Origin of the sequence: Pseudoxanthomonas sp. PXM01, from assembly GCF_014851815.1 — a bacterium.
Taxonomy (GTDB): domain Bacteria; phylum Pseudomonadota; class Gammaproteobacteria; order Xanthomonadales; family Xanthomonadaceae; genus Pseudoxanthomonas_A.
Map to the genome: position 1 here is coordinate 1 of NZ_JACVAJ010000002.1, position 26,367 is coordinate 26,367.

The window sequence follows — 26,367 nt, forward strand, 5'->3', positions numbered from 1 at the left end:
ACCGTGCCGGGCTTAGGCACCTTAGTTGCCATGGCGCGTATAAGGCGCGAGCATGAGCCCTAACAATTCATTCAAGCCGAACTTGTCCGCTAGCGCGGCCAAGTCGGCTAAATTCAGGCGTTAGGTGGTGAGATGAGGCTTCTTCATTTTCTGGCAGTAGCGCTATTCATTTTTGCGTTTGTCTTGTACATATCTTCCTCTGCAACAGGAGCCTGGATGCTTGGCGGATTTGCTGTTGGACTGGAGATTGCGGCATGGATCATTGCACTGACATTCAAGCCAGCAGCACCAAGCACCAATAAGACTCCTTAGGCATGTTGTACCCATCACTGGTGGTCTTTCATCGCGACGGTTCACCACCTAACAATTCATTCAAGCCGAACCCGCTTCGCGGGTCGGCTTAACTCAGGCGTTAGGCACCATGAAAAGCATCATCGCGGCCTCAATCTTGCTTCTCAGCTCCACACATGGCCATGCTGCGGAACCTCCCGTATACATGCCCTTCCCGGAAGCCCAGATCAGCCTTGCTCAGTGGGAGACCTATCGGCAGCAAGTGCATGAGGCGTACAGCGCTTCTCTTCGCCGGTTTCCGAACGAGCACCTCGAGGTTCTGCACAGTACGGATACAGTTATGCATTTCGCATTCACCACAGCTGGGCATCCTGCTCATCCGGCTTGGATTACTCGGTCAGCCCAAGACGGCACGGTTAACCAAATCGGCTACTTCGCAGGCAAAGAGGAGCCCTTTGCCAAACTGTTTCAGTCATATCTCGAACTAACCGAGCGCACCATTGACTCCGTTCCTGATGAGTCACCCGAGAGCAGTTCACCCGTGGGCACAGAGCCTGGTGCCTAACAATTCATTCAAGCCGAACCCGCTTCGCGGGTCGGCTTAATTCAGGCGTTAGCGCTCAAGGCAGCTTTCATGCTCGTCAAGTATCTCACCGTCGGTTCGATTGGTGCCGCAATGGCCTTGGTGATGGGCGTATGTCTGCGCTGGTTACACCGCAGATACATGAGTCCTCTCGACTTTCCTAACAAGGAACTTGCGGGTAACGTTGAACAGACGAGGACTGTTCACATTGACTGTTCGCCGGATAAGGCGTTGTTAGCTGCACGCAGTGCACTTCTGGCCATTCCTACGATTAAGGGCGTAACTTCCACCGGCCGCAGCATCACAGCCAAGACACGCGTGACGTTTCGCACATTCGGTGAAGTTATGTCTATTACAGCAGTTCCATCTGACGCTGACAGCGCAGAACTAACTATCCAGAGCAAACCACGCTTCTGGGGAACGACCATCGACTATGGAAAGAACTATGAGAACGTTGAGCGTGTCATTGCTAACCTTGCGAATCATCATGTTGTTAGGCAATTGAGCGCTAACAATTCATTCAAGCCGACGCGCTTCGCGGCACGGCTTAATTCAGGCGTTAGGTGCCATATCAGATGCTCAGCCAGTTTTGGGAATCATGGCAGTTCAACTTCTGGCTCGGCCTGATTAGCCTCGTCGCCGGTCTTGTCGTAGTGTCGCCCTGCCTGATCGTCCCATCTTGGCGTCGCAAGCTTCTTCAGTCGGACGCAGACATTGAGGGTGTCGGCCTCATCGCGCTGACGGTCGTGCTGGTTGCAGTAGATTGTTACAACTACTTCGGTGCTGGCAGTGGCACCTAACAATTCATTCAAGCCGAACCCGCTTCGCGGGTCGGCTTAACTCAGGCGTTAGGCCTGCACAGATATGACAGAGCAATTTGAGAAATTTCTTTTAGAGCGAGTCTTGCACCGGATCGATCACGGCGAACGTTCGCCCAGTTGGCCCGGCACACTCGTCCTATGGATTGCGGCTGGACTTGGCTCGTTCTTCTTGTTCTCCGGAGGCGGCGCTTCTCGCCCCTCGGTCGGCGCCATTGCAGTGGGTAGTTTTGTATTCGGCGCATTCGCGGCTCATGGCATAGCCAGAATCTGGCAGTCACTTTGGTGGCCCTTCGTCGTGCGCTACATTGACTCAACAGCAATTCGCGCCCGGCTTGCCCAGTTGCAGGCCTGACAATTCATTCAAGCCGAAGCCGCTTCGCGGGTCGGCTTAATTCAGGCGTTAGGCATCAAAGGATGGAATCTCTCAGACGCCCGCCATCGAGAACCGAAGCGTACGTAGCGGCATTCTTGTCGCTGGTTGCTGCATCTCTCTTTGGCGCCGTCGCTTTCTTTCTATGGTTCGTAGCCTCGGATTCTCATCCGACATCGTTAGCCATCTTTACAGCACTCTCTCTGGCTAGCTTCTACCTACTTTATCGAGCAGCCTTTACCGCTAGGCGTGCGCTTTCGGCCAGGGAACTCAAAGGTGTTTCTTGGTTCCTCACCGTGTTCGGGATACTTGGGTCGGCGGCGGCTCTGCTGTTTACGTCAGACTTCGGACGCGGTTCACTACTGGCAACCAGTCTTGCCTGCCTGGCTTTGGGGCTTGCAGCGTTGAGGCATCGCAGCAATGATGCCTAACAATTCATTCAAGCCGACGCCGCTTCGCGGCGCGGCTTAATTCAGGCGTTAGGCGCCTTAGCAGGTGAATCGCATGCCAAGTCCAAAGTACTTGATTGCCCACGCCTGCTTTGAGTGCCGCAAGAGCTTCAAGGTTGCGCCCCGCCAAGACCTGTCGGCTGTCTGCCCCAGTTGCGGCGGGACAATCCACGAGATGGGCCGTTCGTTCAAAGCGCCTCCCGCTAAAGACTTGGCGCAATGGACAAAGGTGCAAGCCTTGTTCGCGGCGGGCTTCCGCTTCTTCAGCTATCGCAGCACTTCCGGACCGCCGCTTCCGGACAAGTTGGCTGACGTCGGGGCTTTCATCCGTGACAATCCAGCGCATCCACTCCGGGTGGCGGCGCCTAACAATTCATTCAAGCCGACGCCGCTTCGCGGCACGGCTTTATCCAGGCATTAGGCATCTGTGACAGATAGTCGCGTCCACATAGCTGTTCCGGAGCCGCACTACACGCTCTTCAACAGCACTCGCAATGACCTGCCAGAGGTCATTGTGGTCAATGACGCATTGCTAGCCTTCCAGCACCATGAGATCTTTCCTTGGCACCTTGAGGTGAGTATCCAAGCCGAGGATTTGGCTGACAAGGGCATGCCAACCCCGGAGGAAAGTCAGCTTCTGTTTGAGATCGGCGACATGATTGAATCCGCCGTTGAAGGCAGGAACTCCCTGTTCCTCGCGCGCAGCACTTGGGATGGCCTTCGGCAGCTATCCTTTCGCGTACATGATCCTGAGCTGGCCAATGACACTTTGCAGTCACTATTAGCAGACAAGCCACATACTCGGTTCTGGGAGTACCGCATGCATCATGATCCGGAGTGGCAAGAGGCAGGCTATATCTTCAGGCTCTTCCCTTTAGCAAACGGGCCAGATGCCTAACAATTCATTCGAGCCGAACTTGTCCGCTGCGCGGCCATGTCGGCTTAATTCAGGCCTTGGAGCACATGAAAGAGATCTTCTGTCCGGTGTGCCAGAAGCAGACTCCGACAAGGCCGTGGGACTTCGCACCGGGACTCAAACTAGCGCGCGAACTCTACTGGTGCCGTACCTGTCATGAGTGGTTTGCTTTCTCGGACAGATCCAGAAGGATCGCCTTGGCTGCCACTGTGGCTTCCATCTTTCTAGGGGTGTTCGCGCTGCGCATCTCTCTCGACTTCTCTGACGATCAACGCATGGCCGGATGGCCCGCTTTCGCATGCCTCATGCTGATTCTCGTGTTTGCCAATGTGGCCTCGGCTATTGCACTCAGATCCACAGCCGAACTAGTTGGGCCGATCGACCATGCGCCCTAACAATCCATTCAAGCCGACGCCGCTTCGCGGCACGAATTGACTCAGGTGCCAGACCTCATGAAGCCATCCTCCTACCAGCACAACGAGTTCTTCGCGCACCGTCCACTGCCTGGCGTGACCTTCAAGCACAACGATGCCGTTGATATCGTTGGTGGAGACTATGCGGGCAACTCCGGATCTATCGTCGGCTTGGATGAGTTGGGTGAGGATCCGTGTTACCTCGTCGAGCTTGGCTCAGGCCAAGACGTGTTCATCAGCCAATCGTGCCTTTGCTTGGCCGAGGCCTAACAATTCATTCAAACCGATACCGCATCGCGGGCGGGCTTCATCCAGGCATCAGGTCAATGCGAACTATTCTTGGCGTCCTCGTCATCTCTGCAAGCACCGCCGCGCTCGCATCAGGGTCGCTTGTGCCCACAAGCGACCCTGGTAGTGATTGCGTCGCAGCCGCCATTTATGCGGACTGGACCATGGGCAACCGCAAGTACGATGAGATCTATTGCTCCGTGAACGAGGATCCCGCCGCCTACGTTCGCTGCCTGTCGAACGCATCAGCGGACAAGGACAAATCCATCCCGTTCTTCACCGACAGGTGCAATGCCGAGGACGAGGGCGCCTATATCAGTTTCAATGGCCAAACACACCATGTCCGGCGGGAAGCCCAACAACCTCATCGCTACGTCAGGTACGCAGGAACCTATGAAGGCAACGGCGTGGTCGTCCGCATCCTGCCGACACGACTCATCAAGCGATACGTCGACGAGTCAGACCCTCATGACGTGAGGGTCAGATATGCCGTTGATGTATTCATTCAGTACGGCAACGAAACCGCCAGGATCGCCGCCATCTACGACGATCAACGCTGATGGCAGGTCGTGGCTCGACCTGCCATTCAAACCGGGTCTGCCCACCGGCCCGGCCCAGGCGCCACGCTTCTCCAGACGATTGGGCCAGCAGAGCAGGACTGCGGCGACCAGCATCGAGGGACTGCGACACGCCTGCCTTCAGGCGCCAGCTTGCGGACGCGCCGGCCTGGGGTGAGATCGTGTCGCCGTGACTCAGACGGCGTCGTGCGCCAGCTCGCGCAGCTTGCCTTCGTGCAGTTCCAGCACGCGATCCAGCCGGCGCGCCAGGCGGCGATCGTGCGTCACCATCACCAGACTGGTCTTCTGTGCACGGTTGAGTTCGAGCATCAGGTCGAACACGGTGGCCGCGGTCTTCTCGTCCAGATTGCCGGTGGGCTCGTCGCCCAGTACACAGGCCGGCTGGGTGACCAGGGCGCGCGCCACCGCCGCCCGCTGGCGTTCGCCGCCGGACAGTTCGCCCGGCTTGTGCGCCAGGCGATGGCCGAGGCCCACCGATTCCAGCAACGCCTTCGCCTTGCCGGACGCGGACTCCGCACCCGCACCGCCCAACATCACCGGCATCATGACGTTCTCGAGCGCGGTGAACTCAGGCAGCAGGTGGTGGAACTGGTAGACGAAGCCGAGCGAGCGGTTGCGCAACTGGCCGCGCGCGGCATCGGACAGCGACGACATCTTCTGCCCGGCGACATAGACCTCGCCCGAGGTCGGCGTATCGAGCCCGCCCAGCAGGTGCAGCAGCGTGCTCTTGCCGGCACCGGACGCACCGACGATGGCGACGGTCTCGCCGGGCTGCACGTTGAGCTCCAGCCCGTCGAACACCGGCGTGCGCAGCTTGCCTTCGGCGTAGGTCTTGCCCAGCGCCTCGGCGTGGACGACAGCGGAACGGATAGCGTCATTCATAGCGCAGCGCCTCCGCGGGCTGGGTGCGGGCAGCGCGCCACGCGGGATACAGGGTGGCCAGGAAACTCATCGTCAAGGCCACCGCCGCAATCGTGACCACTTCGCTGCCGCTCAGTTCGTAAGGCAGGCCGGTGATGTAATACACATCCGGCGGCAGCAGCGTCACCTTGAACACCGCTTCGATGGCCGCGAGGATGTATTCCAGGTTGATCGTCAGCAGGATGCCGCCCACCACGCCCAGCACCGTACCCATCACGCCGATCAGCACGCCCTGCACCATGAACACCTGCATCACCCCGCGCGGCGTCAGGCCGAGCGTGCGCAGGATGGCGATGTCGGCCTGCTTGTCCGTCACCAGCATCACCTGCGAGTTCACCAGCGAGAAGGCGCCCATCAGGATGATGAAGGACAGCAGGATGCCCATCACCGTCTTCTCCATCTTCAGCGAGTGGTAGAGGTTGGCGTTCTCGCTGGTCCAGTCGCTGATGCGGTACGGGCCCTGCAGCCGCAGCGCCAGATCGCGCGCGACGTCCCATGACTGGTACATGTCGTGCAGTTTCAGCCGCACGCCGGTGACGCCCTCGCCCATCCGCAGTACGCGCTGCAGGTCGCCCATGTGCACCAGTGCCAGATTGCGATCAACATCGTTGTGGCCGACCGAGAAGATGCCGCTGACGGTGAAGCGCTTGATCTTCGGCATCGCGCCCATCGGCGTGCCCTGGAAATCGCCGGCGGTGACCACGACGCTGTCGCCGACACCGACGCGCAGCCACGCGGCCAGCTCCTGTCCGAGCAGGATGTGGAACTCGCCCGGCTGCAGCGAATCCAGCTTGCCCTGTTTCATCTTGTCGCCGATCACCGAGACCTTCGGCTCTTCGCCCGGCAGGATGCCGGTCACCAGTGCACCCTGCGGATCGGCGTTGCCGGTCAGCATGGCCTGTACGTTGATGAAAGGCGCTGCGCCGGAAACGCGCGGATCGTCCATGGCGATCCTGGTTGCATGCGGCCAGTCGTGCATCGCCTCGCCCGCCCCCATCACGGTGGCGTGCGCGGTGGCCTGCAGCAGGCGGTCGCGGATCTCGCGCTGGAAGCCGCTCATCACCGACAGCGTGGTGATCAGGATCATCACGCCCAGCGCGATGCCTACCACCGACGCCAGCGAGATGAAGGAGATGAAACCGTTGCGGCGCTTGGCGCGGAGATAGCGCAGGCCGATGGCGACAGGGATGGGTTTGAACATGGGCCTATGGTGCCCGATCCCTCCGATGTCGCCCAGCATCCCGGTCGCCCGCAGCAAGCCGGAGTTCACGCCGCTGCGCGGCCGGCAGCGTATCCGGCCACCAGGCCGCGCGCCGCCACCGTCCGCCCGCCTGATCGCGCCAGCGCAGGAAGGCCAGCGGGCCGCGCCAGTGCAGGCGTGCGTCGACCATCGGCCTGCCGTCGACCGTCGGCGGACGCCCATTGCCGGGAAACCAGAAAGCCTGCGGGTGTCGGCGCCCCTCGGTTCGCGCCCGCCACACGCCGTGGGCAAGGGCTGCGATGGCAGCCGGCCAGGCGAACAGGCGTGGCATCTCGCTGGTCAATACAGACGTGGCGGCCAACACACCCAGCAGGATCAACGACGCCTGCAGCAGGCGCGACGGCCGCCACTCAAGCCGGCAATTGACGGATCCGTTCGACCAGCGCGGCAAGTTCCGCATCGGGACACTGCTCGTAGCCCATGAACCAGCGCCAGAGCTTATCGTCCTCGCAATCCAGCAGGCGTAGGAAAACCACGCGCTGCGGCTCGGATTCGGTCGCCCAGCAGCGGTCGAGATAACGGCCGAACAGCTGGTCCAGTTCGCGCATGCCGCGGCGGCAGCGCCAACGGATGCGCTTGAGTTCGGGATCGTCGGTCATGCGGCGGCCAGCGCCAGCGCGAGGCGGACCCAGAACGCGATCAGCACCAGCGTCGCCAGCGCATAGGCGACGAAGCGGGTCATGACATGGTTGTAGGTGCAGTGGACGCCGCTGTGCACCGCGCGCAGGCTGACGAAGGCCCAGGCCAGTGCGAGCGAGACGGTATCGGACACGCCGAGCTGCGCGGCCAGCAGCACGCCGACATAGAACAGCACCGGCAGTTCGAACAGGTTGCGGAAGTTGTCCGACGCCCGCGTGTCGACCAGCAGGCGCACCGAGTCGGCGGCGCTAGCCAGGTCCTGCGCATCGATGCGCTTGCGTGCCATTTCGCCGAGGCGCAGGTGGTACAGCCTGACCCACACCAGGAAGGTCAGGCCGGCCATCGCCACAGCCGGCCAGAGGATCGCGGTGGCGGCGGCGCCGGTCATGCGGTCAGGCGCGCCGCGCCATCATCAGCTTCTTGATCTCGGCGATCGCCAACGCCGGGTTCAGACCCTTCGGGCAGGTCCGTGCGCAGTTCATGATCGTGTGGCAGCGGTAGAGCTTGAACGGATCTTCCAGATCGTCCAGGCGGGACCCGGTGTCCTCGTCGCGCGAGTCGATGATCCAGCGGTAGGCCTGCAGCAGGATCGCCGGGCCCAGGTAACGCTCGCCGTTCCACCAGTAGCTCGGGCAGCTGGTCGAACAGCAGGCGCACAGGATGCATTCGTACAGGCCGTCGAGCTTCTTGCGGTCATCCGGCGACTGCAGGCGCTCGCGGTCCGGCGGTGCCGGGGTCTGCGTGCGGATCCACGGCTTGATCGACGCGTACTGCGCGTAGAAATGGGTCAGGTCCGGTACCAGGTCCTTCACCACGTCCATGTGCGGCAGCGGATAGATCGGAACTTCCGCCTTGGTGCAGTCGCCGATGGCCTTGGTGCAAGCCAGCGTGTTGGTGCCGTCGATGTTCATCGCGCACGAACCGCAGATGCCCTCGCGGCAGGAGCGACGGAACGTCAGCGTGGGATCGATCTCGTTCTTGATCTTGATCAGCGCGTCCAGAACCATCGGACCGCACTTCTCGAGATCGATCTCGTAGGTGTCGGTGCGCGGATTGGCGCCATCGTCCGGGTTCCAGCGGTACACCTTGAAGGTGCGCACGTTCTTGGCGCCCTTCGCGGGGAAGTGCTTGCCCTTGGTGACGCGCGAGTTCTTCGGGAGCGAAAATTCGGCCATGTGTCAGGGTCTCCCGGGCTCAGTAAACGCGTGGCTTGGGCGGCACCACATCCACGTCCTTGCTGAGCGTGTACATGTGCACAGGGCGGAAATCGAAGCTGCACTTGCCGTCTTCGGCGACATTGACCAGCGTGTGCTTCTGCCAGTTGACGTCGTCGCGCTCGGGGAAATCCTCGTGCGCGTGCGCGCCGCGGCTCTCGTGGCGCTGCTCGGCCGAGTTGATCGTGGCGACCGCGCTCAGCAGCAGGTTGTGCAGCTCGTAGGTCTCGATCAGGTCCGAGTTCCAGATCAGCGAACGGTCGCTGACCTTGACGTCCTGGAAGCTGGAGAAGATGTCGGCCATCTTGTCGCAGCCTTCCTTCAGCGTCTTGCTGGTGCGGAAGACGGCGGCGTCGGCCTGCATCGTGCGCTGCATGTTGTCGCGGATCACCGAGGTCGGCGTGTCGCCGTTGGCGTTGCGCAGCTTGTCCAGGTGCGACAGCGCCTTGTCGCAGGCATCGCCCGCCAGCGGCTTGTGCGATGCGCCGCTCTTGATCGTCTCGGCGCAACGGTTGGCCACCGCGCGGCCGAACACCACCAGGTCGAGCAGCGAGTTGGAGCCCAGGCGGTTGGCGCCATGCACCGACACGCAGGCGGCTTCGCCGATCGCGTACAGGCCGGGCACTACCGCGTCCGGGTTGTCGCCGACCTTGCGCACGACTTCGCCGTGGTAGTTGGTCGGGATGCCGCCCATGTTGTAGTGCACGGTCGGGATGACCGGGATCGGCTGCTTGGTCACGTCCACGCCCGCGAAGATGTGGGCGCTTTCGGCGATGCCGGGCAGCTTCTCGTTGATGACTTCCGGGCCGAGGTGGGTCAGGTCGAGCAGGATGTGGTCCTTGTGCTCGCCGACGCCGCGGCCTTCGCGGATCTCGATGGTCATCGAGCGGCTGACCACGTCGCGCGAGGCCAGATCCTTGTAGTGCGGTGCGTAGCGCTCCATGAAGCGCTCGCCGTTGCTGTTGCGCAGGATGCCGCCTTCGCCGCGGACACCTTCGGTGATCAGGCAGCCCGCACCGTAGATGCCGGTGGGATGGAACTGCACGAACTCCATGTCCTGCATCGGCAGGCCGGCGCGCATCACCATGCCGCCACCGTCGCCGGTGCAGGTATGGGCGGACGTCGCCGAGAAGTACGCACGGCCATAGCCGCCGGTGGCCAGCACCACGCCATGTGCGCGGAACAGGTGCAGCGTGCCCGTGGCCATGTCCAGCGCCAGCACGCCGCGGCAGGCGCCTTCCTCATCGAAGATCAGGTCCAGCGCGAAGTACTCGACCATGAAGCGCGCATCGTGCGCCAGCGACTGCTGGTACAGCGTGTGCAGCATCGCGTGGCCGGTGCGGTCGGCCGCGGCGCAGGTGCGCTGCGCCGGCGGGCCTTCGCCGTACTTGGTGGTCATGCCACCGAACGGGCGCTGGTAGATCTTGCCTTCCTCGGTGCGGGAGAACGGCACGCCGTAGTGCTCCAGCTCGATGATGGCGGGAATGGCCTCGCGGCACATGTACTCGATGGCGTCCTGGTCGCCCAGCCAGTCCGAGCCCTTGATGGTGTCGTAGAAGTGGTAGCGCCAGTCGTCCTCGCCCATGTTGCCCAGCGCGGCGGAGATGCCGCCCTGCGCCGCCACGGTGTGCGAGCGGGTCGGGAAGACCTTGGTCAGGCAGACGGTCTGCAGGCCCTTGGCGGCCAGGCCGAAGGTCGCGCGCAGGCCGGCGCCGCCGGCGCCCACCACGACCATGTCGTACTTGTGTTCGGTGATCTTGTAAGCGGACATGTGGCTCAATTCCCCAGCGCGATGCGGGCCACGGCGAAGACGCTCACGATGGCGCCCAGCACGGCGATGAACTTGACGGTGGTCTGCACCGCGAGGGCGAGCAGCGAGTTGTGTACGTAGTCTTCCAGTACGACCTGCAGGCCGAGCTGGGCATGCCAGAACATGGCGACCAGGAAGCCGACCAGCAGCATGGCGTTCCACGGCTTGGCGATGGCGGCAGTGGCGGTGACGTAGTCGGCGCCGGCCAGGCTCAGCACGAACACGAGGAACCAGATGGTCAGCGCGACCAGCGCGGTGGCGGTCAGGCGCTGGTGCACGAAGTGCTCGGTGCCGGTCTTGGCCGAGCCGAGGCCACGCGCGTTCTTGATGGGGGTACGGAAGTTGCTCATGCGCCACCTCCCAGCAGTACGTAGCCCCAGATCAGGGCAGTGATGACCAGGCTGCCGATCACCGACATCCAGCTGGTGCGCACGAACGTGGCGATGCGGTAGCCGATGGCGAAGTCCTGCACGATGTGGCGGAGGCCGTTGCACAGGTGGTAGGCGAAGGCCCACGTCCAGCCGAACAGGAACAGCTGGCCGTACCAGGCGCCGGCGAGGCCGGTGACGCAGTTCCAGGCATCGGGACCGATCATCAGCGCCACCAGGCCCGCGGTGATCACCAGGGCGCCGCCGGCGAGGATGATGCCCGTGGCGCGGTGCAGGATGGACGTCGCCATCTGGATCTGCCACCGGTAGACCTGGAGATGGGGGGAAAGCGGACGTTGTGGAGTCGCCATTCGTTGCGCTCGTTGTCTCGGCTGGGCGGTCGGACCGCGTTGGCTTTTGGGTGTACTGCTCAGAAATCGATGCAGCGCCCGTTCTTTTCCCAATCCCCGTAACGCGTGGGCTCGGGCCCGTCGCGGCCGCCGATCTCCTTCTGCACGGCCTTGGCTCCGACACCTTCGCCCGCGGTCGGCGGCGTGGTTTCGGACGGCTGTGTTCCGGGATCGGGGTCGGGAATCGGGGGAGTTTGACCTATCATGTCGGTCTCGCAACGCACAAAATTTTAATCCCCGCCCCCTTGGCTGACAACCTTTCCCGTACCAGTCCACCGGTTTTCGCCCTGCCCGACCACGCCCTGGTGGTGCTGGAAGGCCCGGATGCCGTGGCGTTCGCCCAGGCGCAGTTTGCCAACGATGTCGTTTCGCTCGCGCCCGGTCATTGGCAGTGGAATGCGTGGTTGACGCCCAAAGGACGCGTGATTGCGGTGTTTGCGCTCGCCAGGCGGACGGACGACAGCCTGTGGCTGGTGTTGCCCGACCACCCCGCGGGTGATTTCGCGGAAGCACTGCGCCGGTTCGTGTTTAGACGAAAGTTGAAGATCGTCGTGCCGACCGACATCGCCGTCAGCGCGACGTTCGCCGAATCCGCCCGGGCGCGGGGCGCCGTGCTGGACGAGACGGGAGACGCCATCGAACTCGACGTCGGCGGCGAAGGTGGCCCGCGCACCTGGCGCATCGGTCCTGCCACAGCAGAAGATGCGACCTCGCAGGCCGCCTGGCAGGTCGCCGACCTGCGCCATGGCCTGCCCCGCCTGCCCGCTTCGCAGCGCGAACAATGGACGCCGCAACAGCTCGCGCTGGACCGGTTGGCCGCCTATAGCGTCAAGAAGGGCTGTTATCCGGGCCAGGAAATCGTGGCCCGTACGCACTTCCTCGGCAAGGCGAAGCGTTCGCTGCAGTGTTTCGTCTCCGATGACCCGGTTGCCGACGGCGTGGCGGTGCGCGAGAACGATCGCGACGTAGGCGAAGTCGTCTGCGCCGCGCCCGATGGCACGGGGAGCGTGATGCTGGCCGTGATGCCGCTGGAACATGCGGGTTACGATGTCGTTGCTGATGGCCACCTGCTGACACGGCAGCCCTTGCTGGACGGCCTGCGCCGCTGAGCCTTTCCGCGCGTCGATTGATCCACGTCAATGACGCGCGCGCGCGCAGACCTAGACTGCCCCGATACCCGAGCAGAAGGCATGCGCATGCACCATGACGTCATCATCATCGGCGCCGGACCGGCCGGTCTTTGCCTGGCCAAGGCCCTGTGCGACCTCGAACTGAAGGTCGCCGTGGTGGAGCGCCAACCGCGCGCCGCGATCGCCGAGCCCGCTTTCGACGGCCGTGAGATCGCGCTGACCCATGCCTCGATGCGCTTGCTGCGCGACCTCGGCATCTGGCAGCACCTGCCGGACGATGCCTGCTCACCGTTGCGTGCGGCACGCGTGATGGAAGGCGACTGCCTGCACGACATGCGCATCGATGCCGGCCTCGCCGGCACGCCGGAGCTGGGCATGCTGGTGCCCAATCACCGCATCCGCGAAGCCGCATGGAACGCCGTGTGCGACCTGCCCGGCCTGGACCTGTTCGACAGCGCGCGCATCCACGCGGTCCGCACCACCGACGATCATGCCTGCGTGACGCTGGGCGATGGCCTGCGGCTGGAGGCGCCGCTGCTGGTCGCGGCCGACAGCCGCTTCTCCGAGACGCGTCGCGCGATGGGCATCGGCGCCGACCAGTACGATTTCGGCAAGAGCATGCTGGTCTGCCGCATGCACCACGAACAACCGCACCAGGGCGTGGCATGGGAATGGTTCGGCCACGGCCAGACGCTCTCGCTGCTGCCGCTGCGGGAGCACCAGGCTTCCGTCGTGGTCACCCTTCCCGACAGCGCCGCCAAGCGACTCGCCGCACTCGACGTGGATGCCTTCGCACGCGAGATGGAACAGCGCTACGGGCATCGTCTCGGCCATATGCGGCTGGAGAGCAGCCGGCACGTGTATCCACTGGTCGGCGTGTACGCACGCCGCTTCGTCGGCCGCCGCTTCGCCCTGGTGGGCGATGCGGCGGTGGGCATGCACCCGGTGACGGCACATGGCTTCAACCTGGGGCTCGGCAGCGTGGAGCGGCTGGCCGACATGGCGCGTGAGGCGTTGCGCTGCGGTGGCGACCTGGGCTGCGTGGAAGGGCTGGCCCGCTACGAGCGGCGGCATCGCCGCGGCTCACGGCCGCTGTACCTCGCCACGCGTGCCATCGTCGAGCTCTACACCAATGATCACGCGCCCGCGCGCATCGTGCGCGAAACCGTCCTGCGGGCCGGCCGGCGACTCACGCCATTCCGGCGCATGCTGGCGCGCACGCTGGCCGATGAGCGCCCACTGGATCGGCATCCGCTGCAGCGCCTGCGCGATGGCCTGGCGCTGCTCCGACCGTAGCGCGCGCGGATCGGGACCCTGCGCGCTGCCCTGAGGTCGCGCGCGTGGCGCAGGCTACGCGCCGAGCCAGGCGTCGAAACGATCGAGGAACGACTGCAGTCGCCTGCGCAGCCGCTCGTCGGCGATGACGCCATCGGCGTCGATCTGGCCTTCGCGGTACTGGATGGCGATCTCCGGCTGCGGCAGCACAGCGACATCCACCGCCGCCAGCACGTTGCGCAGGTGCTGCTGCGCCGACACCGTGCCGTGCGCGCCCGGCGATGTGCCGATCACGCCCGCGCGCTTGCCGGCGAAGGAATTGCTTCCGCCCGGTCGCGAACCGATGTCGATCGCGTTCTTCAGCACACCTGGAATCGACCGGTTGTACTCCGGGGTGACGAACAGCAACGCGTCGCAGGCTTCCACCTGCTGCTTGAAGCGCAGGCCCGCCGCAGGAAAATCCGCGTCGTCATCCTGGTCGTACAGCGGCAGGTCCGCGATGTCGATCTCGTCGAATACGAAGCGATCACCCGCCAACGCCTGCACGGCACCGGCCAGTTGGCGGTTGAACGAGCCGGCGCGCAGGCTGCCGACGATAAGGCCGATGCGGGGCGTGGACATGTCCGTTCCTCAGCGGGTGGGGGCGGTCATCATGCCAGTCGGTCGGCCGCTGCGACGATATCCTCATCCCCCGGCAGCACCAGGAAGGCCGCGCCGGCCAGCGGCGTGTACGTATCCGCACCCACTACGCGCTGGAACGGACGCGCCCGGTAGCCCGCCTCCGCAATCGCCGTGATGACGCCCTCGCCTACGCCAGCCGCGTGCCGGCCCTCGTCGACCACCAGGATGCGCTTCGCGGTTTTCGCCTGTTCGGCGATGAAGGCGGCGTTGAGCGGCACCAGCCAGCGCAGATCGACCACGCGCACCTTCCAGCCGTGCTTCTTACCGATACTGCGCGCGGCGCGCAGGCTCATCGGCACGCCGTTGCCGTAGGTGAAGATGACCAGATCGTCCGCGTCCGCGTCGTAGACGCGCCCTTCGCCCAGCGGCATCGCCCCGTCCTGCGCGGGATACGGGAACAGCCACTGGCCATCGCCGGCCTCGTGCAGATCCTTGGTCATGTACAGCGCGATCGGCTCCAGGAACACGCTGACACGCCCATCGACCTTCGCCAGTGCCGCGAGCGTGCGCAGCATCGCGGCGGCATCATCGCCACGCGAGGGGCAACCCACGACGAGACCCGGGATGTCGCGCAGCGCCGTGATCGAGTTGTCGTTGTGGAAGTGGCCACCGAATCCGCGCTGGTAACCCAGGCCGGCCATCCGCACCACCATCGGATTGCGGTACTGGTTGTTGCTGAAGAACTGCAGGCTGGCAGCCTCGCCACGGATCTGGTCGCAGGCGTTGTGGAAGTAGGCCAGGTACTGGATCTCCGGGATCGGCAACATGCCCAGGTTCGCGTAACCCTGCGCCAGGCCCAGGATCATGGTCTCGTCGAGCAGCGTGTTGAATACACGGGTGCCCTTGAACGCCTTCTGCAGGCCCTTGGTCACCGTGTAGACACCGCCCTTCTGCGCCACGTCCTCACCGAACAGCAGGGTCTCCGGGTACTTGCAGAACAGGTCGTGCAGCGCATTGTTGATCTGGATGGCCAGGTGGCGCGGCGGCAGCTTCTCCGGCAGCTTGTCCTCGCTACCGAAGGCGGCCACCCGCTTCTCGTGAGGCGCGACACGCGCCGCCTCTGCTGCCACCGCATCGGGCGTGTAAGGAGCCAGCGGTGCCATCACGTGCGCGAGCGTGCCTATGCGCGGACGACTGTCCGCGTCCTCGGCGGCGGCGAAGCAGCGCTTGCGCGTGGCTTCGTACAGTGCCAGCAGCGCATCCTTCGACAGCAGGCCGGATTCCAGCGCGATCGCCGCCGAACGCAGCAACGGGTCGGTCGCCTCCACCGCGCACAGCTCCTCCAGCGGACGCCATTCGATCTCGAAGTCGGTACCGGCGTGCCCCATGATCCGCGTGGTGCGCAGGTGCAGGAAGGTGGGGCGGCGCGTGCGGCGGCAATGCTCGACCGCCGCCTGCACCTGGCCGTAGCCGGTGGCCAGGTCCAGGCCATCGGCGTGGAAGTAGTCGAGATCCTTGCGGTCGCGGAAGTTGCGGCCGATCCAGCCTTCCGGCGTCTTCACCGAAATGCCGATGCCGTTGTCCTCGCAGACGAACAGCACCGGTGCCGGCAGCTTCTGGTAGGCGGTCCACGCCGCCGCATTGAATGCGGTCTGCGCAGTGGCGTGATTGCTCGAGGCGTCGCCGAACGAGCAGATCGCGATGCTGTCCTCGGGAATCGGCGATGCATGGCCGATGCGACGGGCCTGCTCGATGGCCACCGCCGTGCCCAGCGCCTTCGGCAGGTGCGATGCGATGGTGGACGTCTGCGGCAGCACCCACAACGGCTTGCTGCCCCAGACTTTGTGGCGGCCGCCCGACGCGGGATCCTCGGCGCTCGCCGCGAAGCTCAGCGCCGAATCCATCACCGGATCCATGCCCGGCAACTTGCGGAAGCGCTCGGCCATGAAGCCGCCGCTGCGGTAGTGCAGGAAGGCGGGGTCGGTATGCCGGGTCAGCCGCGCCACCATCGCATTGCCTTCGTGACCGGAACTGCCGATGGTGTAGAAGACCTTGTTCTGCACGCGCAGCACGCGTGCCATCAGGTCCAGGTGGCGCGAGATCAACTGGGATTCCAGCAGTTCGATGAAGCCGCCCGCATCCAGCGCGCTGCCGGGCAGGATGGCGTCGCCGGTCGCCGGCGTCGCGCCGACCCGTCCGTTCCACTCCTTCACGAACTCGATGAAGTTCTGGTCGCAGATCTCGGCACGGTTGAGGCCCTTCATGCGGGCCGGAATCGGGTTGGCGGTCATGTGTTTGCTCAGGCTTGGGAAAACGCCAGACGTGCTGCGACGTCGTCGCTCACAACAGGCATGGGAACGAAACCCGGCGTGGCGCGCACGCGCGCCAGCCAGTCGGTGATGCGGGGATAGACGGAAAGGTCGAAGCCGCCGTCGTCCGCACAGTGCGTGTAGGCGAACAGCGCGATGTCGGCCACGCCGTACTCGGGGCCGGTGAACCAGCGGGCACCCTGCAGATGTTTTTCCATGACAGCCAATGCCTGGCCTCCCCGCTCGATCAGGCGCGGCAAGTCGGCACGGCGTGGCGAATCCGGCGCCGTCCAGCCGCGGATGAAGCGCGCAACCGCGATGTAGGGCTCGTGGCTGTACTGCTCGAAGAACAGCCAGCTAAGCGCCTGCGCGCGCTGCCACGCATCTGCGGGCAGGAAGGCGGTACCGTCGGCGAGCCAGCACAGGATGGCGTTCGACTCGACCAGGATGCCGCCGTCGGTACGCTCCAGCATCGGCACCTTGCCGTTGGGATTTTTCGCCAGGTACTCCGGCGTCCGCGTCGCACCGTTCGCACTGTCGACCTCGATCCAGTCGAAACGACGTCCGAGTTGTTCAAGCAACAGGCGCACCTTGTGGCAGTTGCCCGACGTGGCCATGCCGTAGGCGGTAACGGACTCAGGCGACATGGCTGTGCTCCAGGAAGGCGGCGATGCGGGCGGCCTTGGCCAGGTCCTTGGTGCGACCGAACAAAAGGAAGATGCGGTGCTGTTCGGCCAGCGTCGGTACGCGGCCGGCATGACCTTCGATCTCGAGGGCCATGTCGTCGAGCACGCGCAAGGGATGCCAACCGTCCGACGTCATCACTTCCAGTCCTCCCATCGCTTCGAGCGGCATCGGCAGATGCGTGAAGCGTGCGAAGGTGGACCGGAAGCGTGCCTCATCCTGCGGTCGGTACCACCGATCAATATGGGACGCCCAGACGCCCTGCAGGCGCAGCGCATCCTCGCGACTGCAAAGCACATCGATATCGTGGGGCGCGATATCCGGTACACCCGCGAGTGCCATCGCGGCACTGCCGATGATCCACCATGGGTCGCGGAAGGTCCGCGCCAGCTCAGGCAGGGCGTGTTGCAGGCCTGCGTGCAGCGCGGACGTCGAGGTCACGGATGCACGGTCCTGCGTGCCTTCCACGCCGCACGGGTCTGGCCCCAGACCTCGACCGGCTTCTCGTGGTGCGGTTCGGGCAGGCGGTCCATCCGCAGGTACGTCGAACCGAGTTTGACGGCAACGGCTTTCGAACTGGTGTTCTGCGGATCGATGGTGTGGATCACCTCGTCCCAGCCCAGGTGGTTGAACGCCCACTCGACGCAGGCCGCGGCGGCCTCGGGGGCGTAACCCTGCCCCCACGCGTTGCGCGCGATGCTCCAGCCGACTTCCGTGCCCGGCCAGCCTTCCGGCTGCCACGGCCCTACCCGGCCGACCCACTGGCCGCTCGCCTTCTCGATCACCGAGAACATCCCGAATCCCTGCAGATGCCAGCTGCCCAGCGTCGCCGCCAGGCTTCTCCAGGCGGGTGAGCGCGCCATGACGCCGCCGATGTAGCGCGTCGCCTCTTCGTCGGCGCCGAACGCCGCCCAGGCCTCGTAATCCTCACGCCGCGGAAGGCGCAGCAGCAGGCGCGGGGTTTCAAGCTGGAGATTGGACAGGTCCATCAGTACCGCACCATCCCACCAGAAAAACCGGACATAGCCAGGGGCGATGCTCGACCTCCCCTGCACCCGTACTCCCGCGCCGGGAGTGACCCGTTCAGAACGCGTTGATGCCGGTCAGCTCGCGGCCGATCACCAGCTGGTGCACGGTCTCCGTGCCTTCGTAGGTGATCACCGATTCCAGATTCAGCGCGTGGCGGATGGCCGCGTGCTCGGTGGTAATGCCCGCGCCGCCAAGCAGGTCGCGGCATTCGCGCGCGATGTCGATCGCCATGCGGCAGTTGTTCCACTTCGCCAGCGACACCTGCGATGGCGCCATGGTTCCCGCATCCTTCAGGCGACCCAGCTGCAGCGACAGCAACTGCGCCAAGGTAATGCGGCGGGCCATCTCGGCCATCTTGATCTGCGCGCTCTGCGTGGCCGCGACGGGGCGGTCGAACAGGATGCGTTCCTTCGTGTAACCCAGCACTTCATCCAGGCAGGCGATCGCGGCGCCGATCGGACCCCAGGTGATGCCGTAGCGGGCCTGCGTCAGGCAGCCCAGTGGCCCCTTCAGACCCTTGACGTTCGGCAGGCGACTGCTGTCGGGCAGGCGTACGTTGTCGAAGAACAACGCGCTGGTGACCGAGGCGCGCAGGCTCATCTTGTGCTTGATTTCCTGGGCGGTGAAACCCGGCGTGCCCTTCTCGATCAGGAAGCCCTGGATGCCGTCATCCGTCTGCGCCCAGACGATGGCGATGTCGGCGAGGTTGCCGTTGGTGATCCACATCTTCGACCCGTTGATGACCCAATCATCACCATCACGGCGCGCATGCGTCTTCATGTTGGCAGGGTCGGAGCCACCATGCGGCTCGGTCAGTCCGAAGCAGCCGATGACCTTGCCGGCGGCCATGTCGGGCAGCCAGCGCTGCCGCTGCTCTTCGCTGCCGTAGGCATAAATGGGGTACATGCACAACGAAGACTGCACGCTGACGAAGCTGCGGATCCCACTGTCGCCGCGCTCCAGTTCCTGGCAGATCAGACCGTAGCTGACCGCGTTGAGGCCTGCACAACCGTACTTCTCGGGCAGCGAGGAGCCGAGCAGGCCCAGTTCCGCGATCTCGGGCACCAGTTCCTTCGGGAAGCGGCCCTGGTCGAAGGCGTCGCCGATGATCGGGCGCACGCGTTCGTCGGTGAAGCGCGCCACCGCATCCTGCACGGCACGCTCCTCTTCGCTCAGGAGGGATCGGACATCGAACAGGTCATACGGGTTCAGGGCCATTGCGCTTCAACCGGCGGGAGTCATTGTTCCGCATTGTATGCGGTGGCCCTCGGAGCCGGTAAGCGCCACTCCGCAAAGCAAAGGCCGGCGAAACGCCGGCCTTTGCGGGGTGCCACGTTAAAACGCAGGCCCACGCGGGGCCTGTGCCTCAGCCCTTGCCGGGCGCGTCGATGCTGGCCGTCTGAGTCACTACCTGCCCATCGATCACGGGCAGGCGATCACCCGGCTTCTGGTCCAGGCGGATGGTCTTGTCCTGGCCATCGAAACGGTAGGTCACGTCGTAACCGATCACCTTGTCCGTCGTGCCCATCGCAATGCGGCTACCCGGCTTGCTGTCCATCCGCATGGTGCCGGTGGTGCCATCCGGATTGCGGTAGGTCACGTTGTAACCGGTGACCCGGGAGGACTCCGACGTGGCGTTCTCGGTGTGGCACTGACGCTCCGTGCGGTTGACCACCCGGCCACCCACGTGGCGCTTGTCCACCTGGTTGCCGATGGCGCCACCGGCTACCGCACCGGCGACCGTCGCGGCTTTCTTGCCGTTGCCGCCGCCCACCTGGTTGCCCAGCAGGCCGCCGATCACGGCGCCCGCCACCGTACCGCCCACGTTGCCGTCGCGCTCGGGCAGTCGTTCCTGCACAACCACGTCTTGGCAGACCTCACGGGGGGTGCTGGTGCTCGTGGTCTCGCGCACCGCCTCGGTGCCGATGACCGTTGCGTAGAGCTTCTCGGAGCTGGTGATCGGATCGGCCTTCACGACCGTGGCGTACTGCAGCGTGCCTGTCGGGATCTCGTTGCCGGTGGCCGCCACGTCGTCCGCGACCAGCGTGCCGTCGGTCGCCGTGACCAACCCGCCCTGCTCCGCGGGGCCCTTGTCGCCCCCCTTGAGGAATGCGGCGGTGGCTACGCCACCCACCAGCAGCGCGCCTACGGCGACCAGAATCGTAGTGGTATTGCTCTTCATCGCTGCCTCCAAGTCGGGCGGTCCCCGATTCATCTTGGTCATCATTGCACCATTGCCAACCTGAACAAAGCACCTGCGAAGGCCCACGAAAACGAACAAAAAATGAACGCTTCAATGACGCGCCGATCATGCTAGCGTGGCGCGCGTTCCACCTCACAAGACAGAGATCCCGCCATGCCCAACCCGCTGCTGCTGCCATTGCTTGAGTGGGCACGAAAGCTGCGCTACCCGACCTTGTTCAAGATCACGGCGGCGCTTTTCCTGGTCACCCTGTTCGTGCCCGATCCGTTCCCGCTCGTGGACGAGATCCTGTTCGGCCTCGGTACGCTGCTGCTGGCCAACTGGAAACGGCGCAAGGAACCGCCGTCGGCGATCGAACCCTCCCAGCACTGACGCATGCTGGTCGATAGCCACAGCCACTTCGACGCACCGGAGTTCGACGCAGACCGTCGTGAGGCGTTGGCGCGGGCGCGTGCGGCCGGGGTGACGCGGCAGGTGGTGCCCGCCATCACGGCCGCTTCCTGGCCGAAGCTGCGCGAGGTATGCACGAGCGATACGGGATTGTTCCCGGCCTACGGGTTGCATCCGATGTATCTCGCCGAACATCGTCCCGCGCATCTCGATGATCTGCGTATCTGGGTCGAGCGCGAGCGACCGGTGGCCATCGGCGAGTGCGGGCTGGACTTTTTCGTCGACGGTCTGGATGCCGACGAACAGCAGCGCTATTTCGACGGTCAACTGCGGTTGGCGAGAGAATTCGACCTGCCGCTGATCGTGCATGCGCGGCGCGCGGTGGATGCGGTAATCGCGTCGGTCAAACGCATCGGCCGCCTGCGCGGCGTGGTACACAGCTTCTCCGGCAGCCCCGAGCAGGCGCGTCAGCTGTGGCAGGCGGGTTTCCTGATCGGCTTGGGCGGACCGGTCACGTACGAACGCGCAAACCGCCTGCGCACTCTCGCCCGCACCATGCCACTCGAATTCCTGCTGTTGGAAACCGACGCGCCCGACCAGCCCGACGCAGGCATCCGCGGGCAGCGCAACGAGCCAGGGCGGCTAACCGCGGTCCGTGACGTGATCGCGGAACTTCGCGCCCAGTCGCCTGACGAGATCGCCGCGGCGACGACGCGCAACGCCGAGCGTCTCTTCAGCCTGCCGTCGGACTGACGGCCGGTTTCGACGGCTTGGCCAGCAATTCCAGCGCCTTGCCCACCATCACGAATGCGAACGCGCCGGTGATGTGGGTGGCCGCACCGAGGCCGACACCGCAATCCAGTTTCAGCGCAGCGTCCGCGCCCAGTTGCGGGCGCAGGCCACAGACGCTGCCATCGGCCTGCGGATACTTGACGTTCTCCAGCGAGTACACGGCTTGTACGCCGAAGTAGCGATCCTTGTTCTTCGGGAAGTTGAAGTCCGAGCGCAGCTTCTTGCGCACCAGTGCGAGCAGCGCATCGTGCTCGGTGCGCGAAAGATCCCGCAGGCGGATCTGGGTAGGGTCGGTGCGGCCACCAGCCGAGCCGGATACGACGATCGGCAGCTTGCGCCGGCGGCACCAGGCGATCATCTCCACCTTGACCCTGAAACTGTCGCAGGCGTCGAGTACCAGATCAAATCCGCGATCAAGCAGCTCGACCATGTTGCTCGAGGTGAGGAACTGCGGCACGACCTCGACCTCGATCAGCGGATTGATCGCCCGGCAACGCGCGGCCATCGCCTCAGCCTTGTTCTGCCCGTAGTGACCCTCCAGCGCGGGCAATTGGCGATTGGTGTTGGACACGCAGATGTCGTCGGCATCGATCAGCGTCAGGTGGCCGATGCCGGAGCGTGCCAGCGCCTCGACGACCCACGAGCCCACGCCGCCCATGCCCACCACCGCTACACGCGCGGCCGCATGCCGCTCCACCGAGCCCACGCCGTACAGACGGTCGATACCGGCGAACCGGTCTCTCAGTTCTTTCTTCATGTCACTAGTGTAAGCCGTGGCGCGAACCGTGACGGGCGTCGTACCATCGCGGCGTCACTCACAAGGAGCCCGCCGCATGGCCAGCCAACCCGAGACCAAGAAACCCTCCGCCGCCTCGCGTTACCTGTTCCTGTTTCTCATCGGCCTGGTGGTGGGTGCCATCTGCACGGTGATGGCGCTACGCGCCATCCAGGCACGCCAGGATCCGTTCCCGGACAGCGTGATGAACGTGATGGCAAAGCACTCCGGCCAGTTGGCCGACAAGGTCAAGCAGAACCGCTGCGCCGCCACCGACACCATTCCCCACGTTCGTACGCTGCGCGCGATGGCGAACGATCTGGAGATGGCCTTCCCCGGCATCGCCGACGACCAGCGCTTCAAGACGCACACCAGCCAGTTCCGGGCCGACCTCGACGCCGCCCTGAGTACGCCGCCGACGGATTGCGCCGCCGCGGCAGCGCTGGCCGAAAAGCTGGGCGGAAGCTGCAAGGCCTGCCACCAGGATTTCCGTGGGTGACGCGCGTTGCGCGACTGAATCGCTGCTGACAATCGGGCCGCGCAAGCGGCCCGATTGTCGTCATGTTCACGCGGTGATGTAGAGCATGCGCCTCCAAGGGACCGCACGGCACGACGGTCCCATACATCCACAGGAGGCACCCATGAACATGCGTCTGCTCGCCATCGGCCTGACCGCCACCGTCGCTCTCGCGGGTTGCGCCAGCACGTCTCCCGGCTACAGCAGCGGTGGCTACAACGGTGGCGGCTACAACAGCGCCCCGGCCAACCGTTACTGCGCCGACTGCGGCATCGTCGAGCGGATCGACGTGGTGCCATCCGGCCGCAGCGCGCCGTCGGCTACCGGTGCGGTGCTGGGCGGCATCGTCGGCGCCGTTGCAGGCCGCCAGATCTCCGACCGTACCGGCGGCAGCGAGGGCAACAAGAACGTTTCCACCGTGGCCGGTGCAGTGGCGGGCGCAGCGGCCGGCAACGCGATCCAGAACCGCACGACCGGCGACACCTACAACGTCACCGTCCGCATGGACGACGGTCGCCGAGTGACGATCAACCAGCACGACCTGGCGGGCGTGCGGGAGAACACTTATGTCCGCATCCAGAACGGACGCGTCGTGATCCGCTGATCCTTGCCCGTCCCGCTTCAAAGAAAAAGCCCGGCGTGAGCCGGGCTTTTTTTGCGGAGCACGCGCCGTAGCGCGGTTCGGCGATTTCCGGGATCAGACTGGCTGCACAGCGTCGGCCTGCAGGCCCTTCTGGCCCTGGACGACGGTGAAGCTGACCTTCTGGCCTTCCTTCAGGCTCTTGAAGCCCTGGGTCTGGATGGCACGGAAATGCACGAACACGTCTTCACCATTCTCGCGGCTGATGAAGCCGAAGCCCTTGGCATCGTTGAACCATTTGACGGTTCCGGTTTCACGATCAGACATCTACTTGCTCCTTGAAACGGGTGGTGGTTACGCCTGCTGGGCGGCTGGTTGCAAGGAGGAAGCGAGGTACAACGATGCAGCGGATCATGGATCTACCCCATCAGGCCACGATTCACGGTGACCTTGGCAACGGCAGCGGCCGCACAGTAACCCGGCATTTGGCAAAATGCAAACGCTTGAACGGAAAAGTCAAGCCCCCGGCAACCCTTTGATTCCCTAGGAGATTTGATTGGACATCCAGATGCTCTACTACGCCCTGGCCGTGCTGCTGATCCTGGTGGGTGTTGCAGGCGTGATCCTGCCTGCCCTGCCCGGCCTGCCGCTGGTCTTCGCCGGCATGCTGCTGGCGGCATGGGCCGGGGATTTCCAGCAGATCGGCTGGATCACGCTGGTGATACTGGGTCTGCTGACGGTGCTCTCTTTCGTCGCGGACTTCTTCTCAACCGCGGTCGGGGCGCAGCGTGTGGGGGCCAGCCGCAAGGCATTGTGGGGCACGGTGATCGGGACGTTCGCAGGCTTGTTCTTCATGCCCATCGGACTGCTGGCCGGCCCCTTCGTCGGTGCACTGGTGGGAGAACTTTGGCATGGCCGCGAACTGGGTCAGGCGGCCAAGGTCGGCCTCGGCACCTGGCTCGGCATCGTGCTGGGCATCGTGCTGAAGCTGGGCCTGACATTCGCGATGCTGGGCCTGTTCGTGTTCGCCTGGATCTTCTGAAAGGCCACCGGCGCGCGGCGCCCCTCTCGACTGGCAGAATGTCGCCTCCCCCTGACCGAGCCCCTGCATGACGCACCGCACCCGACTGCTGCCGCTGGCCATCGGCCTCTGCCTGTCGTTCTCCGGCCAGGCGCAAGAGAACCCGCCGGCCACGACACCCGCCGAAGCCTGCTTCCTGCTGGAGAACGATGCCGCCCGCCTGGCCTGCTACGACGACGCCCTCGGCCGTACCGCCGCCGACACCCGTCGTGCCGACGAGGATGCGATGGCAGCGAAGGAGGCCGAGGCTCAGGCCCGCGCCAAGGCACGGGCTCAGGCCCGCGCCGCCGCCGAGGCAGCCAAGGCGGCCGACCTGCCCTTGAGCGAACGCACCCGCCGCCGCATGGGCGCCTGGTTCCGCGTCGACGAAGCGGCCGAAGCCGACCTGATCGCCAATGCCGGCCGCGGCTCGCTGCTCGACAGCCGCTGGGAACTGGCCAAGGACTCCAAGCTGGGCGTGTTCCAGCTGCGTGCCTACAAACCGATGTACCTGCTGCCGGCGTTCTGGACCAGTCAGGTCAACGAAACGCCATCGTCCCCCAACCCGGACAACACCGTCACCGAGCCTCAGGAGTTGCAGGACATCGAGGCAAAGTTCCAGCTCAGCTTCAAGACCAAGTTCGCCGAGAACGTGTTCGGCGACAACGGCGACATCTGGGGCGCCTACACCCAGAGCTCGCGCTGGCAGGTCTACAACGGCGAGGAATCGCGGCCGTTCCGCGAGACCAACTACGAGCCGGAAGTGATGCTGGTGTTCCGCAACAACTACAGCCTCGCCGGCTGGAAGGGACGCATGGCCGGCATCGGTATCAACCACCAGTCCAACGGCCGCAGCGATCCGCTGTCGCGGAGCTGGAACCGCGTCATCGCCACCATCGGCCTCGACCGCGAGAACTGGGCCTTCGTGGTGCGGCCCTGGTATCGCGTGCCGGACGGCAACGACGATGACAATCCCGATATCGAGAACTACATCGGCCGCGGCGACGCGATGCTGACCTATGCGCGCAACGGCCATGTCTTTACCGTGCTCGGACGGCACTCGCTGCGCGGTGGCGACGAGTCGCACGGCGCGCTGCAGGTGGACTACGGGTTCCCGATCAACCGCGCGTTCCGCGGCCATGTGCAGGTCTTCCATGGCTACGGCGAAAGCCTGATCGATTACAACCACAAGGCCACCTATGTCGGCCTCGGCATTTCCCTGCTGGACTGGTACTGATGGACGACGTGACGATCTACCACAACCCCGCCTGCGGCACCTCGCGCAACACGCTGGGACTGATCCGCAATGCCGGCATCGAGCCGAACATCATCGAGTACCTGAAGACGCCACCGGACCGCACCACCCTGCTGTCGTTGGTCGAAGCGATGGCAGTCCCCGTGCGGGATGTCGTCCGCACCAAGGAAGCCCTCTACGGCGAACTCGGCCTCGCCGATGCCGACGACAAGGCCTTGATCGCTGCGATGCTGAGGCATCCGGTACTGATCAACCGGCCGATCGTGGTCACGGCCCGTGGCACGAAACTGTGCCGCCCCTCGGAACACGTGCTGGACATCCTGCCGCAGCCGCAGCGCGGCGCCTTCAACAAGGAAGACGGCGAACCGGTCGTCGACGCGGCCGGTAATCGCATCGCCTGACGTAAGATCCCACG

At 64.6% G+C, this 26,367-nt stretch carries 35 protein-coding genes; 16 read left to right on the forward strand and 19 right to left on the reverse strand.

What is annotated here, in order from left to right; genetic code table 11:
* Positions 1–421: 421 nt before the first annotated feature.
* From IB230_RS09130 to IB230_RS09160, 7 genes are all read left to right on the forward strand, one after another.
* Complete coding sequence (locus IB230_RS09130) at positions 422–856, forward strand: hypothetical protein (protein ID WP_192271445.1); 435 nt, start codon at positions 422–424, stop codon at positions 854–856.
* 69 nt (positions 857–925) lie between these two features.
* Entirely contained in the window at positions 926–1,501 is a 576-nt protein-coding gene (locus tag IB230_RS09135) for a hypothetical protein (protein ID WP_192271447.1), read from the forward strand.
* Between the two features lie 237 nt (positions 1,502–1,738).
* Positions 1,739–2,047: a hypothetical protein gene (locus IB230_RS09140; protein WP_192271449.1), complete on the forward strand. Its 309-nt coding sequence runs from the start codon at positions 1,739–1,741 to the stop codon at positions 2,045–2,047.
* A gap of 894 nt (positions 2,048–2,941) precedes the next feature.
* The gene (locus tag IB230_RS09145) at positions 2,942–3,412 is read left to right on the forward strand and encodes a DUF695 domain-containing protein (RefSeq protein ID WP_192271451.1); all 471 of its coding nucleotides are present in this window, start codon (positions 2,942–2,944) and stop codon (positions 3,410–3,412) included.
* A 65-nt stretch (positions 3,413–3,477) separates the two neighbouring features.
* Complete coding sequence (locus IB230_RS09150) at positions 3,478–3,825, forward strand: hypothetical protein (protein WP_192271453.1); 348 nt, start codon at positions 3,478–3,480, stop codon at positions 3,823–3,825.
* Between the two features lie 57 nt (positions 3,826–3,882).
* Complete coding sequence (locus IB230_RS09155) at positions 3,883–4,113, forward strand: hypothetical protein (protein ID WP_192271456.1); 231 nt, start codon at positions 3,883–3,885, stop codon at positions 4,111–4,113.
* A gap of 182 nt (positions 4,114–4,295) precedes the next feature.
* Positions 4,296–4,691, forward strand: coding sequence for a hypothetical protein (locus IB230_RS09160; protein WP_192271458.1), 396 nt, complete (start codon positions 4,296–4,298; stop codon positions 4,689–4,691).
* Between the two features lie 192 nt (positions 4,692–4,883).
* On the opposite strand, the gene lolD is transcribed toward IB230_RS09160, so the two are convergent.
* Genes lolD through IB230_RS09210 form a run of 10 tightly spaced genes read right to left on the reverse strand, consistent with a single transcriptional unit; the run spans position 4,884 to position 11,538 of the window.
* The gene (gene lolD, locus IB230_RS09165; protein ID WP_192271460.1) at positions 4,884–5,591 is read right to left on the reverse strand and encodes a lipoprotein-releasing ABC transporter ATP-binding protein LolD; all 708 of its coding nucleotides are present in this window, start codon (positions 5,589–5,591) and stop codon (positions 4,884–4,886) included.
* Entirely contained in the window at positions 5,584–6,831 is a 1,248-nt protein-coding gene (locus tag IB230_RS09170) for a lipoprotein-releasing ABC transporter permease subunit (protein ID WP_192271462.1), read from the reverse strand. The genes lolD and IB230_RS09170 overlap by 8 nt, the downstream gene beginning before the upstream one ends.
* 4 nt (positions 6,832–6,835) lie before the next feature.
* Positions 6,836–7,291 (reverse strand): hypothetical protein, encoded by a 456-nt coding sequence (locus IB230_RS09175; RefSeq protein ID WP_192271464.1) that lies wholly within the window; start codon positions 7,289–7,291, stop codon positions 6,836–6,838.
* Positions 7,242–7,490: a succinate dehydrogenase assembly factor 2 gene (locus tag IB230_RS09180; RefSeq protein ID WP_192271466.1), complete on the reverse strand. Its 249-nt coding sequence runs from the start codon at positions 7,488–7,490 to the stop codon at positions 7,242–7,244. Before IB230_RS09180 ends, IB230_RS09175 begins: the two co-directional genes overlap by 50 nt.
* On the reverse strand, positions 7,487–7,918 hold the full coding sequence (locus IB230_RS09185) for an MAPEG family protein (protein ID WP_192271468.1): 432 nt from the start codon (positions 7,916–7,918) through the stop codon (positions 7,487–7,489). The genes IB230_RS09180 and IB230_RS09185 overlap by 4 nt, the downstream gene beginning before the upstream one ends.
* A gap of 4 nt (positions 7,919–7,922) precedes the next feature.
* On the reverse strand, positions 7,923–8,705 hold the full coding sequence (locus tag IB230_RS09190) for a succinate dehydrogenase iron-sulfur subunit (protein WP_192271469.1): 783 nt from the start codon (positions 8,703–8,705) through the stop codon (positions 7,923–7,925).
* Positions 8,706–8,724: 19 nt separating this feature from the next.
* Entirely contained in the window at positions 8,725–10,515 is a 1,791-nt protein-coding gene (sdhA, locus tag IB230_RS09195) for a succinate dehydrogenase flavoprotein subunit (RefSeq protein ID WP_056880928.1), read from the reverse strand.
* Positions 10,516–10,520: 5 nt separating this feature from the next.
* Positions 10,521–10,904, reverse strand: coding sequence for a succinate dehydrogenase, hydrophobic membrane anchor protein (gene sdhD / locus IB230_RS09200; protein ID WP_192271471.1), 384 nt, complete (start codon positions 10,902–10,904; stop codon positions 10,521–10,523).
* Positions 10,901–11,293: a succinate dehydrogenase, cytochrome b556 subunit gene (gene sdhC / locus IB230_RS09205; RefSeq protein WP_192271473.1), complete on the reverse strand. Its 393-nt coding sequence runs from the start codon at positions 11,291–11,293 to the stop codon at positions 10,901–10,903. The genes sdhD and sdhC overlap by 4 nt, the downstream gene beginning before the upstream one ends.
* Positions 11,294–11,352: 59 nt before the next feature.
* Positions 11,353–11,538, reverse strand: a complete 186-nt coding sequence (locus IB230_RS09210) for a DUF1674 domain-containing protein (RefSeq protein ID WP_192271476.1) — start codon at positions 11,536–11,538, stop codon at positions 11,353–11,355.
* 39 nt (positions 11,539–11,577) lie between these two features.
* Here IB230_RS09210 and IB230_RS09215 point away from each other — a divergent pair, with 39 nt between their 5' ends.
* Both IB230_RS09215 and ubiM read left to right on the forward strand, forming a co-directional pair.
* The gene (locus IB230_RS09215; protein ID WP_225589472.1) at positions 11,578–12,441 is read left to right on the forward strand and encodes a folate-binding protein; all 864 of its coding nucleotides are present in this window, start codon (positions 11,578–11,580) and stop codon (positions 12,439–12,441) included.
* Between the two features lie 87 nt (positions 12,442–12,528).
* Entirely contained in the window at positions 12,529–13,758 is a 1,230-nt protein-coding gene (gene ubiM / locus IB230_RS09220) for a 5-demethoxyubiquinol-8 5-hydroxylase UbiM (protein ID WP_192273876.1), read from the forward strand.
* A 54-nt stretch (positions 13,759–13,812) separates the two neighbouring features.
* Here the strand turns inward: ubiM and IB230_RS09225 are convergent, their stop codons facing one another.
* The 7 genes from IB230_RS09225 to IB230_RS09255 form a co-directional block, all read right to left on the reverse strand.
* Complete coding sequence (locus tag IB230_RS09225) at positions 13,813–14,358, reverse strand: NADPH-dependent FMN reductase (protein WP_192271478.1); 546 nt, start codon at positions 14,356–14,358, stop codon at positions 13,813–13,815.
* A gap of 29 nt (positions 14,359–14,387) precedes the next feature.
* Positions 14,388–16,649, reverse strand: a complete 2,262-nt coding sequence (locus IB230_RS09230) for a thiamine pyrophosphate-dependent enzyme (protein ID WP_192271480.1) — start codon at positions 16,647–16,649, stop codon at positions 14,388–14,390.
* An 8-nt stretch (positions 16,650–16,657) separates the two neighbouring features.
* Positions 16,658–17,314 (reverse strand): glutathione S-transferase family protein, encoded by a 657-nt coding sequence (locus IB230_RS09235; protein WP_192271482.1) that lies wholly within the window; start codon positions 17,312–17,314, stop codon positions 16,658–16,660.
* Positions 17,304–17,792 (reverse strand): hypothetical protein, encoded by a 489-nt coding sequence (locus IB230_RS09240; RefSeq protein ID WP_192271484.1) that lies wholly within the window; start codon positions 17,790–17,792, stop codon positions 17,304–17,306. Before IB230_RS09240 ends, IB230_RS09235 begins: the two co-directional genes overlap by 11 nt.
* Complete coding sequence (locus IB230_RS09245) at positions 17,789–18,340, reverse strand: GNAT family N-acetyltransferase (RefSeq protein WP_192271486.1); 552 nt, start codon at positions 18,338–18,340, stop codon at positions 17,789–17,791. Before IB230_RS09245 ends, IB230_RS09240 begins: the two co-directional genes overlap by 4 nt.
* 94 nt (positions 18,341–18,434) lie before the next feature.
* Positions 18,435–19,598 carry an acyl-CoA dehydrogenase family protein gene (locus tag IB230_RS09250; RefSeq protein WP_192271488.1) on the reverse strand — a complete coding sequence of 388 codons (1,164 nt, stop codon included), beginning with the start codon at positions 19,596–19,598 and terminating at the stop codon, positions 18,435–18,437.
* A gap of 148 nt (positions 19,599–19,746) precedes the next feature.
* Positions 19,747–20,562, reverse strand: coding sequence for a glycine zipper 2TM domain-containing protein (locus IB230_RS09255; RefSeq protein WP_192271490.1), 816 nt, complete (start codon positions 20,560–20,562; stop codon positions 19,747–19,749).
* Positions 20,563–20,736: 174 nt separating this feature from the next.
* On the opposite strand from IB230_RS09255, the gene IB230_RS09260 reads away from it, so the two are divergent.
* Together IB230_RS09260 and IB230_RS09265 are read left to right on the forward strand one after the other, a co-directional pair.
* Positions 20,737–20,955, forward strand: a complete 219-nt coding sequence (locus IB230_RS09260; protein ID WP_192271492.1) for a DUF6116 family protein — start codon at positions 20,737–20,739, stop codon at positions 20,953–20,955.
* 3 nt (positions 20,956–20,958) lie between these two features.
* Positions 20,959–21,726: a TatD family hydrolase gene (locus IB230_RS09265; RefSeq protein WP_192271494.1), complete on the forward strand. Its 768-nt coding sequence runs from the start codon at positions 20,959–20,961 to the stop codon at positions 21,724–21,726.
* Here IB230_RS09265 and IB230_RS09270 read toward each other — a convergent pair.
* Positions 21,707–22,522, reverse strand: coding sequence for a tRNA threonylcarbamoyladenosine dehydratase (locus IB230_RS09270; protein WP_192271496.1), 816 nt, complete (start codon positions 22,520–22,522; stop codon positions 21,707–21,709). The genes IB230_RS09265 and IB230_RS09270 overlap by 20 nt on opposite strands.
* 76 nt (positions 22,523–22,598) lie before the next feature.
* On the opposite strand from IB230_RS09270, the gene IB230_RS09275 reads away from it, so the two are divergent.
* Together IB230_RS09275 and IB230_RS09280 are read left to right on the forward strand one after the other, a co-directional pair.
* A complete protein-coding gene (locus IB230_RS09275) occupies positions 22,599–23,039 on the forward strand; it encodes a cytochrome c (RefSeq protein ID WP_192271498.1) in 441 nt (146 codons plus the stop codon).
* Between the two features lie 142 nt (positions 23,040–23,181).
* Positions 23,182–23,661: a glycine zipper 2TM domain-containing protein gene (locus IB230_RS09280; RefSeq protein WP_192271500.1), complete on the forward strand. Its 480-nt coding sequence runs from the start codon at positions 23,182–23,184 to the stop codon at positions 23,659–23,661.
* 93 nt (positions 23,662–23,754) lie between these two features.
* On the opposite strand, the gene IB230_RS09285 is transcribed toward IB230_RS09280, so the two are convergent.
* On the reverse strand, positions 23,755–23,964 hold the full coding sequence (locus IB230_RS09285; RefSeq protein WP_055944114.1) for a cold-shock protein: 210 nt from the start codon (positions 23,962–23,964) through the stop codon (positions 23,755–23,757).
* Positions 23,965–24,193: 229 nt separating this feature from the next.
* Here IB230_RS09285 and IB230_RS09290 point away from each other — a divergent pair, with 229 nt between their 5' ends.
* From IB230_RS09290 to arsC, 3 genes are all read left to right on the forward strand, one after another.
* Entirely contained in the window at positions 24,194–24,679 is a 486-nt protein-coding gene (locus tag IB230_RS09290) for a DUF456 domain-containing protein (protein WP_192271502.1), read from the forward strand.
* Between the two features lie 67 nt (positions 24,680–24,746).
* Complete coding sequence (locus IB230_RS09295) at positions 24,747–25,934, forward strand: phospholipase A (RefSeq protein ID WP_192271504.1); 1,188 nt, start codon at positions 24,747–24,749, stop codon at positions 25,932–25,934.
* Positions 25,934–26,353, forward strand: a complete 420-nt coding sequence (arsC, locus tag IB230_RS09300; RefSeq protein WP_192271506.1) for an arsenate reductase (glutaredoxin) — start codon at positions 25,934–25,936, stop codon at positions 26,351–26,353. The genes IB230_RS09295 and arsC overlap by 1 nt, the downstream gene beginning before the upstream one ends.
* Positions 26,354–26,367: the final 14 nt, after the last annotated feature.